Here is a 9,686-nt window from a genome sequence, read left to right as displayed (position 1 = left end):
CCGCTCGTGCAGTTGCTCCAATGTTTGATACCTCGCGTCTTCTTTTTCCATACGGATAAGACACAAAATAACGCTATAAGTTCAAACTTTATAAGGCCGCATCTATAGCTCAAGTGCAATAAGATAATGGTAAAATCCTAATGAGGAGAGCTGATGTGCCAGCAAAAAAGGCCGCTACTTTGAACTGCCGAAAAGGTTGCGAACCCTAAAACCACCCTAGATAGGGTTTTACCATTCATGAGTTTATTAACTAAAAACCACATATAACCATATGTATCGAATTCTGAAACGCCCTCAACCGACAGTCTAGAAAATCAAGCACTCAAAAACATCGCATCACCGTAGCTGAAAAAGCGATAAGACTGGCTAATAGCATGTTGATAAGCGTTCATAACAGGCTGATAGCCAGCAAAGGCGGCAACTAACATTAATAAGGTAGATTCCGACAGATGGAAATTGGTCAGGATAGCATCGACGGATTTGAATTGATAACCTGGGGTGATAAACAAATCGGTGTCGCCAAAGTTGGATTCAAGTTGCCCTGTTTGGGATGCCGACTCCAACGCCCTGACCGCCGTGGTACCAATGGCAATAACCCGTCCGCCTCTGGCTCTAGCCTGGTGAACGGCTTCAACGGTTTCTGTCGATACACTAAAATATTCTTTGTGCATAAGGTGCTGGGATAAATCTTCTACCCTAACGGGTTGAAATGTACCGCTACCCACATGCAAGGTCACAAAAGCCGTTGCTATGCTTTTAGCTTTGATTTTTTCCATCATCGCCAGATCAAAATGCAAACTTGCCGTCGGTGCAGCTACTGCCCCGACATGTTTGGCAAATACGCTTTGGTAACGACTGACATCGGCTTCATTATCAGTCCTGGTTATGTAAGGCGGTAAGGGAATGTGGCCTATCTGCCCTAAAATCTCCAGTAATGGCTTATCACCTTTAAATTCAAGCCGAAATAAATCCTCTGCCCTGCCCTGCACTTCACAACTATTACCACTATCCAACTTAATTACCGTGCCTTCTTTTGGCGATTTGCTGGCCTTAACATGGGCAATAGCGTGATGCTCATCAAGTACTCGTTCAATGAGGATTTCAACTTTACCACCCGTTGTCTTAGTGCCGAATAAGCGAGCAGGAATTACCTTGGTATCGTTAAAAACCAGCAGATCACGTTCGTCGATCAAATCAATAAAATCGGTAAATTGCTTGTCGGCAATCAGCCCTGTGTGTTTATTCAAGCATAATAGGCGACCTGCGTCGCGTTCCGACAAAGGCTGTTGGGCAATTAATTCTTCGGGCAGTTGATAGCTAAAATCAGATTTCTTCATGGCGGAGGATGTTATCAGGTTAATCTGACAAATACACCTAAAATGGACTGGCGTTTTTATGCAAGTGTACCTATAATGTGCGTTCTTTGCCGGGATGGCGGAACTGGTAGACGCGCCGGATTCAAAATCCGGTGATGGTGACATCGTGCCGGTTCGATTCCGGCTCTCGGTACCAAATTAAAGGTTTTGAGAAGTGCAAAGAAATATATAGACCCGCAAGCCGTAAGGCTTCGCGGGTTTTTTATTGCCCGAAAACTAAAGAAATCGAAATGTTACACATTTAAACTAGCGGAAAAGTCACTCAATATAGGGGTCAATGGCTTAGAAGATTTGTTAGACACCTGACAGGCTGGATTGTCACGATTACAGTCATTCGGACGCAAGAGACAGATCAAAAATAGAATGGGGCAAACCGACCCTAAGCAGCCCTTCAACTAACATCTGTAAAAGACAGGTATTCCTAGGAGCTAACCTTCGAATCGAAAAATTGTTTTTTGCCACAATAAACCAAATAGTGACTTCGCTTTATTACCTTAATCGGTTAATAACGAATGAAATGCATCGAGCATAACAAAATTCAGTTGCCTTAATACATACTTTTATTGTTCGGGGGTTGAAATTGGCAGTGTTTACATCAAAGTCTTTGGCTTTTTAAGAGAAAGGCTATTATTCACCTGTCTATGTGCATTGTTTTTATAATTTTCCCGATTACCCGTAAGCTTCAGCTAAGATGCCTTTAATCGATCATAAGACGTTGCCGATCATGGCGTTCAATTAGGTGAGTTCTTCTCGTGTGATGCTGTGCGCCGCCCGTGCCGATGTTGTAATGGTAGCGGTTGGTCTCCAATAAAAAACTCCCAATCTAAAATTTCGATAAATCTTTTGGAGAAGTATCCACCGGAACGTCCGGTGGATACCACGGACTTCACCTCACGTTCAAATAGCCCTTAAAATTTTCGGCCAACTACTGCATTGGATTGACCGCCAGGAACCAAATGAAATCCTGCCACCATGCCGTTGCCGGAACTAACAAGTTCAGTCTCACCTACACATACGATACTTTGTCCAGGTTGGAGCATACCCCAAGAACAATTCCCAATACCATAAGGGTTGGTGTCCTCCTTGCCATTAAACCAAGTCTGAAATTGCACTGAACCTATATATTTCCCGCCTGTCCCAGTGGCCGTAAATACTGCCATTGGCTGAAAAACTCCAGGATCTGCATCAGCCCCTTGAGTACTACCTATACAGATTTGGGTCTATAGGCCCTCGCTTATCGGAGCAGTGGTGCTGCAATTATCCAGAAATTGGGAAATACCACCGTCAGTGTAATACCATCCTGCCCTAAGCTCTGCCTGCACCAAACTCGAACACAGCGTAAGTACAACCGCCCCAACACACCCAGTGGCCCTACGTACACATAACCTTAGCTGGTTATGCTGAATAGAAAAGGCAATTGTCTTATCGGTAACATAATATTATTGATTCATCATTTTTCTCCGTCGATTAACAATTCTCGCGGCATAAACCGCGACTGATTATGGAAACTTACCGACACAGAAAGGCTTGGCGAGTGTCCATCGTTCCATTACACACGAGCCCTACGCGCTTCTCTAAGCGCAAGCATTTGCTTCAACATCAGGGCGGCGTCCAAAAAAGTACGTTCCGCAGTGCTTAGCTCATGTTCATGCCGTTGTCGCCAGGATTGTGCCTCGGTAAGTTGTTCGTCCCCCACAAATAACCTTCGCCTTTGTTATTATTGATCCATTGGTTGGCGGCTTCCTTGATGCGATGCCCTATTAGCAGGTCTTTTGAGTCTTCTTTTATCCAGGAAAGGAGCCTGGGCCAATGCTGGATCAAGGCTTCATGGGGGAAACTCAGGAGCATATCCCCAGTATTACCATCACGCGCTGCAATCAATAGGCGACCTTTTACAAACACGGTAATCACTTTTTCAATTAGCTTGTCAATCTCCTGGTTTTGCCATAAATCTAAGGCTTTTATAGTACGGGCGGTATTTTCGGCTTCCTCGGCAACCGTTCGGGGTGTGATGAGCTTAAGCAAAACCCGGCGGGCGATGTGCTGTTCGGACTTTTCCAGCTTGTTGTAAACCTGTTCCGCCTGCTTTGCCAATACTCCCGCTACGCCACCAAGTTTGTGAAAATTATCCCAGCGCATCAAGTTATGATTATCCTGGTGTGCGGCATTACCCAATTGTTGCAGGGTATATTCCACAAGGGGTAAAAAACCTTGGGCGTCTGTGGTTTCCTGTATGAGCTTTTCAACCAAGCCATCTTCAAACTCAAGACCTACCTTCTTGGCGGGTTCTTCAATAATGGTGCGTAAGCCGTGGGCTTGCATAGGCGCCAATAACGCTTGCTGCGTTTGAATCGAATTGACCAGTTGTGAATGCTTGGCCAACAACTTGTCTTGAAAATCAGACCGCAATGTCACTACCACCAGAACCTGTTTTTTAGGGTCGTCGGTCGCAGCCAATAAATGCCCGATAAAATTTATTCGATTGGCTTATTCCAACTCGGTGATCACTTGTTCAAATTGATCCACCAAAATAAAGCAGCGTTTTTTTGCAGATTTCCCCAAATATTTTCCGATTTGATTTAGCAAAACGGTGTTGTCTTTCGGATTTTGTAGGTCAGCAAATATCACATCCGCGTCTTTGGCATTGAAGGAGTACAGGAAGCGTAACGTTAGTGGAGCGGAGTACGACGACCCCCGGATAGCCGTAGGGCCGGTGTTTTGACGAAGTTGTAGCGGAAGCGTAGTCAAAATGCAAGGCCATCCGACACGGTATCAAGTCATTTGGGCAGCCGAAGGCATTAACCGCCACGTGATTTTTCGCTGCTAAAATCGGATGGATCCCATTTTAGCTTTCGCGAAAAATAGTGGCGCGCTTGGTCTTGGCCTAGGATGTCAGCTATCGCCTTCGGATAAAATATGGGTTCAATTTTAAGATACAGCCGATCCTAGCTATCGGGCAAAGCCCCCGCCTTAAGCTGTGGAATAATCCCTGCTTTTACCAGAGAAGACTTGCCGCTGCCGGATGCGCCCATCACCCAAATCAACCCTGGTGATCTGTGGTCTGCCAGTATGCCCTGACAAAGGTCGATGACCCGTTTTGTGCTTTCTTCACGACCAAAATAATAGTCTTTATTTTCCTCATCAAAGGCTTCTAAACCACGATAAGGATTTGACGATATCCCTTTTTGCCCAGGTTTCCCGCTATTGCCCCCTGGCGCATCTTGATAACGGTAAGCCGCAAAGTCAGTTTGGTCTGAAACGGCAATTGTTGGCCGCCGCCAGACACCATCAGCGGGTGCGAGATAATAGTCATGGCGCAGGTTGCCGGTTTTCCAGGGAACCTGGTTGCCCCCGGATTGGTGATTGACCTGATTGTTGACGTGTCTGCACAAGGCCTCAATTTCGATGGCTTGGCCCCAGGAATTTAAGCAACGCCCCAGTAAACCGGCCATTAGGTTCATTGGGGGCATCATCGGCAATATTCCCCGGCGCGGTGGCAAACAGATAGAGCAAATCGGTTGAATTGTCATAGCGGTTAACATTCACCGGCGCCAAACCTTTCGCAATGCGTAAATCAGCCCCTCGTACGCTTGAACCCGATGAAAAAGGATTATTACGGCAAGCATCAAGGATGAAAATGACTAACGCAGGCTTGCTTTTACTGCGGTCGTTAAGAATTATTTCTTCAATCTCATGCAAGCCGACACAACGACGGGCAATTTCTGTTTCGCTTTTATTTTGAAAATCGTTGTTGACAGGGACAAGGTAATTCTTGTCCTGGATTTGCAGGCCATGCCCTGAGAAATAAACCAACACCAATGCGCCCGATTGAACTCATCGGGACATAATTTCAGCCAATTCAATTAGGTTGTCTCTCTGGGTATCCAGATTAAGACTTACCTCAAACCCGACCTTTCGTAAAACGGCAGCAACGCCATTGGCGTCATTTTTGGGTTGACTAGCGCATTGCTTGTGTATTTACTGTTTCCTACAATTAAAGCAAGGCGTTGGTTTGAAAAATAGTCCACAGAATGTGGTTTTATGCATTGAATTTTATTATCTGAGGCGGGTTTGGATAATAACTGCAATTTTATGAGAAAGGTGGGCAACTTCATTTTTCTCGCCAAAGGAAACTGCACAATGAATTCCAAACAACTTGCCGAGAACGAACAATACCAGATTCTCACATTATCGAAAGCAAAATTTAAGGCAATTCAAATCGCGGAGAGTTTGGGCCATAGCCCTTCCGACATTGGCCACGAGCTAAAGCGCAACATCTTTCTACCGCGCTGACTTGATCGTAACCGGATCGAATGGAAAACTGGCCATGGTGTTGGCGAAGCATTCGCTGCAGCAGAAGGCGCCTGCACCGGCATCGGCGGATCAACTTGCCCGTCCACAACTTTCGCCGCCATCGACAAAATGTGGCTCGCTTGAAGCCCTGGCTACGGGCATAGGCCGATACAGTCAAACCAGAGCTGCGGCACTTATAGTGGTCAAAGCTCTGCTGCTGGGTAAAGGTTCTTGTTTTGGACTCCTTTGGCTAGCAGGGATAAAGGAAGGTTAACGATCTCTTGCTATAGAACGTCTGTTACCAGATACTAGCCGGAAATTCGACATAAATTTTACCTGACTGGTTTTGTCCGGTCTTCACTGAGTTGGTTGATTTGAGCCAGTGTCGGCTATTGAGATAGCATTAATTTCTCGATAAATGATTGAATTAATAGCCATTATGTAAGCCAACATAATTCCCCTCTCTACCATTCAAAACCCGACCGATTAGTGCTATATGTGTTTTGGGGACGTTTTTTTGCTGGGTTTATGATTTTCTCGTCCGTCATTTGCTAATTTAATTATTCTACAGCCGCCGACAAGTTAAGCCTTACTGCTGCCATTTGCAAACGTTTGTCCCGAGTCCATAGTCGGGTGTTTCCCATTAACTGAGTAGAAGCCAGCAAATGGGCATCTACCAGTCCTATCCCTAAACCATACAGTGCGTTCTTTTCGATAAAATAGTTAACTTCATCATTAAAAACCAGTGGAGCCTGGGGCAAGTTATCCAATGCCGACAAAATAGTTTCGCGTTGCCGTAGATTTCCTAGCGCTAGCTCACCCCGGACAAAGGAATGGCTCAACACCCTATTTTGGATTAGTAAGCTGGCCAACTCTGGCTCATTGGCACGTAGATGATCGACCCATACCGATGTATCGACCAAGATCATTATGCTAGACAAGTGTTTGTCTGCGCGGAATGGATTCTATTTGCGGTTCGGTGCCACCTAAGCTCGCCAGTCTTTTTGCGCTTTCACGTTCTATTAGGGCTTTCAGGGCTTCTTTTACAAGGCCTGATTTCTCTTGAAGGCTTGTTAATGCTTGGGCTTTTGCAAGCAACTCATCATCCAATACAATTGTAGTTCTCATATTTATCTCCTAAATTATCATCAAATGATGCGCTTATTTGTGCATTAAATCAACTCTGCAATAAAGCCTCTTCCTGACACACCATGTCAACAGTTTTCACATAGTGTAAATGGCCGCTAACCAGCGACCATTTACGGTGCGAAAGTAATCAAACTTCCGTTTGTTCGGCCATTTTCAAGGCATCATCGACTTCAATTCCGAGATAACGCACTGTGCTTTCCAGCTTGGTATGCCCTAACAGCAATTGTACCGCCCGAAGGTTCTTTGTCCTGCGGTAAATCAGCGAAGCTTTGGTTCGGCGGAAGGAATGGGTGCCGTAATCAGCAGGGTTTAATCCGATGCTGGCGACCCATTTTTCAACAATCCTGGCATTGGTCGGCCAACAGTTTTCAGGACAACAAGTTAAGCGTAAGCGTTTGTTTTTTCCATCTTAACAAAACGACACAAAGCCATCATGCTATTTGTTTTTTGATGGAAGACAGAAATGGCTTTAACGAAACGCTGGAAACAGCGCATTGAACTGTGGCAAAACAGCGGCCTGTCACAAGCAGGCTATTGCCAACAGGAAGGTTTGAACCGCAAGACCTTTTCGACCCGTTTATCTGAATTCCGTAGCAGCCGATCGCCGACACCGCCGGTATTGATACCGATGCAGGTTGAAGCGATGGCAACGGGCCAAATCGTCTTGCGCCATACCAAAGGCCACCGGTTGGAACTGCCGGCATCCGTGCCGGTTCCATGGCTGGGTGAGCTGCTCAGGTGTCTGGGCCAATACCGGCCCCAGACCGGATTTGGCTGGCAGTGGCACCGGTTGACATACCCGCGGGGCACAAGTGCGCCGTGGCATTGACGGGTTATCGACGGTTGTCCAGCAGTCCTTGGGGCAATCGCCTTGTGCAGGATCGGTGTTTGTGTTTAGGAACCGACCGGGCAATAGGTTACGGCTATTGGTGTGGGACGGGAACGGCGTTTGGCTTTGCCACCTCCGCCTGCACCGTAGTTGTTTCGTTTGGCCTACCGTCAATGACCCCAGTTTTTCGATCAGCGAAGCGCAATGGCAATGGCTGGTCGCCGGGGTGGATTGGCAACGCTTATCGGCGGTTCCACAGGCGCATCGGCAGGTTTGAACGGGTTGGGTTATTTGTTTGCCATCGTTAATGAATACAATTAGTTAAGGTATAATATGAGCCACGAATCCACTGGCTCAACTCGACCAACTTAACCTCGATTCCGCGGCTAAATCCCAGGTCGTGGCGCTGTTTCAAACGCTGCTTAACCAAGCGGCACGCGATACCAAAACCATCCAGGCAAAAGACCTAAAAATTCAAGCGCTGACCTACGAGTTGGCCCATATCCGGCGACTCCGCTACGGGGTCAAGAGCGAAGCCCTGTCCCCGTTGCAGCGGGATGTGTTCGAGGAGACGGTTAACACCGACCTTGCGGCCCTCGAAGCGCAAATCGAGCAATTGGCCGACGCACAAATCAATACCACTGTAACCAAAGTCAAACGCCCACGTGCCGGTCGCCAGCCTTTGCCCGGCCACCTGCCACGGATCGAACACCGCCACGAACCTGAATCGTGCACCTGCGGCCAATGCGGCAGCGAACTGGTCAAGATTGGCGAAGACATCACCGAACAATTGGATGTCGAACCGGCCAAGTTCCCTTCGGCTGCGCTCAGGACAGGCTTTCTCCACCGCCATATCCGCCCGCAATATGCGTGCAGAAGCCGTGTGGCCACCACTGCCGCACCAATCCCGCCCGCCGTGATAGACGGCGGCATACCCTCTGGGGCACAAGTGGCGGCGGTGGGGTTTCTGGCTTGGGCGATAACGGCCAAATACCTGGACTATCTCCCACTTTACCGGTTGGAGCAGATCGCCGCCCGTGACAAGGTCATCCTTGCCCGCGCCACCTTGGCAGAATGGGTTGGCCGCATCGGCGTGGCCTTGCAGCCTTTGGCCGGCCGTCTCGCCTGGTCCCTGTTGCAGGGCAATACCCTGCATGCCGACGACGACCCACAGGGATGTGGGAAGTGCAGAAAATGCAGGAGCATTTTTCTGCCCCACCGGTGGCGCAACTCGACCCCGGCAAAGGCAAAACCAAAAAAGCTTACCTGTGGGCATATCGCAGCAATGACCTCGAACCGGCCCCGAGGGCGGTCGTCTTCGATTACCAAACCAGCCGAAGCGGCAGCCATGCCCGGCAGTTCCTTGGGGCTTGGCAGAGCCCACTTGTTGGTCGACGACAAATTGCCCCTGCATTTGCTGCATTCACGCCATCCATGGCGCTCATGACTATGTCGGCTATAAGGCCCTGTTCAGCACCGAGGGTAAAACAACATCCTGCATTGAACTTGGCTGTTTCGCGCACGCTCGGCGCAAGTTCTTCGACGACCCACAGGGATGTGGGAAGTGCGGAAAATGCAGGAGCATTTTTGGGTGCTAACCAACAAAAGGCTCTAAAGTTTCACGGGATTTTGGCTAACCTCTTGCGCAGAATGGCCTGCGGACGATTTTCGATCTCTCAAATTTTAGCTGATTTTAGAGGCTGTTTTTGAGAGCTTACAACCCAATGGAATCTACCATTTTTTTCATCCGAGAAATCATATTCCCCCTGCAAGTTAAAATGGCTCCATCGCATTACGGAATCGTTTCGGATGGCTTCCATGAGTTCTTTTTTACGATGAAGGAGTACAGGAAGCGTAACGCGAGTGGAGCGGTGTACGACGCCTCCCGCGTAGCCGTAGGGGCCGGGCGTGTTGACGGAGTTGGAGCGCGAGCGGAAGCATAGTCAACATGCAAGGCCATCCGACACGGCGTCATATATGGTCTACCCCGTATTGCAAGAAAAAATTCTTTTGTGACAAAAAAATATTGCTCCCATATA

General features: G+C 48.0%; 12 protein-coding genes, 1 tRNA gene and 2 pseudogenes. 6 read left to right on the top strand and 9 right to left on the bottom strand.

The window, feature by feature from the left end:
- Positions 1 to 314: 314 nt before the first annotated feature.
- A complete protein-coding gene (queA, locus tag ABL924_RS16785) occupies positions 315 to 1,337 on the bottom strand; it encodes a tRNA preQ1(34) S-adenosylmethionine ribosyltransferase-isomerase QueA (protein ID WP_349028250.1) in 1,023 nt (340 codons plus the stop codon).
- An 88-nt stretch (positions 1,338 to 1,425) separates the two neighbouring features.
- Between queA and ABL924_RS16780 the strand changes: the two genes are divergently transcribed.
- A tRNA-Leu gene (locus ABL924_RS16780) sits at positions 1,426 to 1,512 on the top strand.
- A gap of 772 nt (positions 1,513 to 2,284) precedes the next feature.
- Here the strand turns inward: ABL924_RS16780 and ABL924_RS16775 are convergent.
- The 5 genes from ABL924_RS16775 to ABL924_RS16755 form a co-directional block, all read right to left on the bottom strand.
- Positions 2,285 to 2,536, bottom strand: a complete 252-nt coding sequence (locus ABL924_RS16775) for a hypothetical protein (protein ID WP_349028249.1) — start codon at positions 2,534 to 2,536, stop codon at positions 2,285 to 2,287.
- Positions 2,537 to 3,011: 475 nt separating this feature from the next.
- Positions 3,012 to 3,854: a hypothetical protein gene (locus ABL924_RS16770; RefSeq protein WP_349028251.1), complete on the bottom strand. Its 843-nt coding sequence runs from the start codon at positions 3,852 to 3,854 to the stop codon at positions 3,012 to 3,014.
- A 9-nt stretch (positions 3,855 to 3,863) separates the two neighbouring features.
- Complete coding sequence (locus ABL924_RS16765; RefSeq protein WP_349028248.1) at positions 3,864 to 4,124, bottom strand: hypothetical protein; 261 nt, start codon at positions 4,122 to 4,124, stop codon at positions 3,864 to 3,866.
- Between the two features lie 197 nt (positions 4,125 to 4,321).
- The gene (locus tag ABL924_RS16760) at positions 4,322 to 4,837 is read right to left on the bottom strand and encodes a hypothetical protein (RefSeq protein ID WP_349028247.1); all 516 of its coding nucleotides are present in this window, start codon (positions 4,835 to 4,837) and stop codon (positions 4,322 to 4,324) included.
- Complete coding sequence (locus ABL924_RS16755) at positions 4,773 to 5,192, bottom strand: caspase family protein (RefSeq protein WP_349028246.1); 420 nt, start codon at positions 5,190 to 5,192, stop codon at positions 4,773 to 4,775. Before ABL924_RS16755 ends, ABL924_RS16760 begins: the two co-directional genes overlap by 65 nt.
- A 324-nt stretch (positions 5,193 to 5,516) precedes the next feature.
- Here ABL924_RS16755 and ABL924_RS16750 point away from each other — a divergent pair, with 324 nt between their 5' ends.
- Both ABL924_RS16750 and ABL924_RS16745 read left to right on the top strand, forming a co-directional pair.
- The gene (locus ABL924_RS16750) at positions 5,517 to 5,669 is read left to right on the top strand and encodes a hypothetical protein (protein WP_349028245.1); all 153 of its coding nucleotides are present in this window, start codon (positions 5,517 to 5,519) and stop codon (positions 5,667 to 5,669) included.
- A gap of 34 nt (positions 5,670 to 5,703) precedes the next feature.
- A complete protein-coding gene (locus tag ABL924_RS16745; protein WP_349028244.1) occupies positions 5,704 to 5,943 on the top strand; it encodes a hypothetical protein in 240 nt (79 codons plus the stop codon).
- A 286-nt stretch (positions 5,944 to 6,229) separates the two neighbouring features.
- Here the strand turns inward: ABL924_RS16745 and ABL924_RS16740 are convergent, their stop codons facing one another.
- From ABL924_RS16740 to ABL924_RS16730, 3 genes and pseudogenes are all read right to left on the bottom strand, one after another.
- Entirely contained in the window at positions 6,230 to 6,598 is a 369-nt protein-coding gene (locus ABL924_RS16740; RefSeq protein WP_349028243.1) for a type II toxin-antitoxin system VapC family toxin, read from the bottom strand.
- Between the two features lie 4 nt (positions 6,599 to 6,602).
- Positions 6,603 to 6,797: a type II toxin-antitoxin system VapB family antitoxin gene (locus tag ABL924_RS16735; protein WP_349028242.1), complete on the bottom strand. Its 195-nt coding sequence runs from the start codon at positions 6,795 to 6,797 to the stop codon at positions 6,603 to 6,605.
- A 148-nt stretch (positions 6,798 to 6,945) separates the two neighbouring features.
- Positions 6,946 to 7,167, bottom strand: a pseudogene (locus ABL924_RS16730) (tyrosine-type recombinase/integrase); the annotation flags it as partial.
- A 114-nt stretch (positions 7,168 to 7,281) separates the two neighbouring features.
- On the opposite strand from ABL924_RS16730, the gene ABL924_RS16725 reads away from it, so the two are divergent.
- The 3 genes and pseudogenes from ABL924_RS16725 to ABL924_RS16715 form a co-directional block, all read left to right on the top strand.
- On the top strand, positions 7,282 to 7,647 hold the full coding sequence (locus tag ABL924_RS16725) for an IS66 family insertion sequence element accessory protein TnpB (protein ID WP_349028241.1): 366 nt from the start codon (positions 7,282 to 7,284) through the stop codon (positions 7,645 to 7,647).
- A complete protein-coding gene (tnpB, locus tag ABL924_RS16720) occupies positions 7,631 to 7,924 on the top strand; it encodes an IS66 family insertion sequence element accessory protein TnpB (protein WP_349028240.1) in 294 nt (97 codons plus the stop codon). Before ABL924_RS16725 ends, tnpB begins: the two co-directional genes overlap by 17 nt.
- 123 nt (positions 7,925 to 8,047) lie before the next feature.
- A pseudogene (locus ABL924_RS16715) lies at positions 8,048 to 9,191 on the top strand (transposase); the annotation flags it as partial.
- Positions 9,192 to 9,686: the final 495 nt, after the last annotated feature.

Source organism: Methyloglobulus sp. (assembly GCF_040079455.1).
Classification (GTDB): domain Bacteria; phylum Pseudomonadota; class Gammaproteobacteria; order Methylococcales; family Methylomonadaceae; genus Methyloglobulus.
Note: the sequence above shows the minus strand (reverse complement) of the source record. Positions and strands in the feature narration are given on the sequence as shown.

Coding starts and splice junctions, on each gene's coding strand:
- queA (WP_349028250.1), bottom strand. CDS start 1,337: ATGAAGAAATCTGATTTTAGCTATCAACTGCCCGAAGAATTAATTGCC.
- ABL924_RS16775 (WP_349028249.1), bottom strand. CDS start 2,536: ATGGCAGTATTTACGGCCACTGGGACAGGCGGGAAATATATAGGTTCA.
- ABL924_RS16760 (WP_349028247.1), bottom strand. CDS start 4,837: ATGAACCTAATGGCCGGTTTACTGGGGCGTTGCTTAAATTCCTGGGGC.
- ABL924_RS16750 (WP_349028245.1), top strand. CDS start 5,517: ATGAATTCCAAACAACTTGCCGAGAACGAACAATACCAGATTCTCACA.
- ABL924_RS16745 (WP_349028244.1), top strand. CDS start 5,704: ATGGTGTTGGCGAAGCATTCGCTGCAGCAGAAGGCGCCTGCACCGGCA.
- ABL924_RS16740 (WP_349028243.1), bottom strand. CDS start 6,598: ATGATCTTGGTCGATACATCGGTATGGGTCGATCATCTACGTGCCAAT.
- ABL924_RS16735 (WP_349028242.1), bottom strand. CDS start 6,797: ATGAGAACTACAATTGTATTGGATGATGAGTTGCTTGCAAAAGCCCAA.
- ABL924_RS16725 (WP_349028241.1), top strand. CDS start 7,282: ATGGCTTTAACGAAACGCTGGAAACAGCGCATTGAACTGTGGCAAAAC.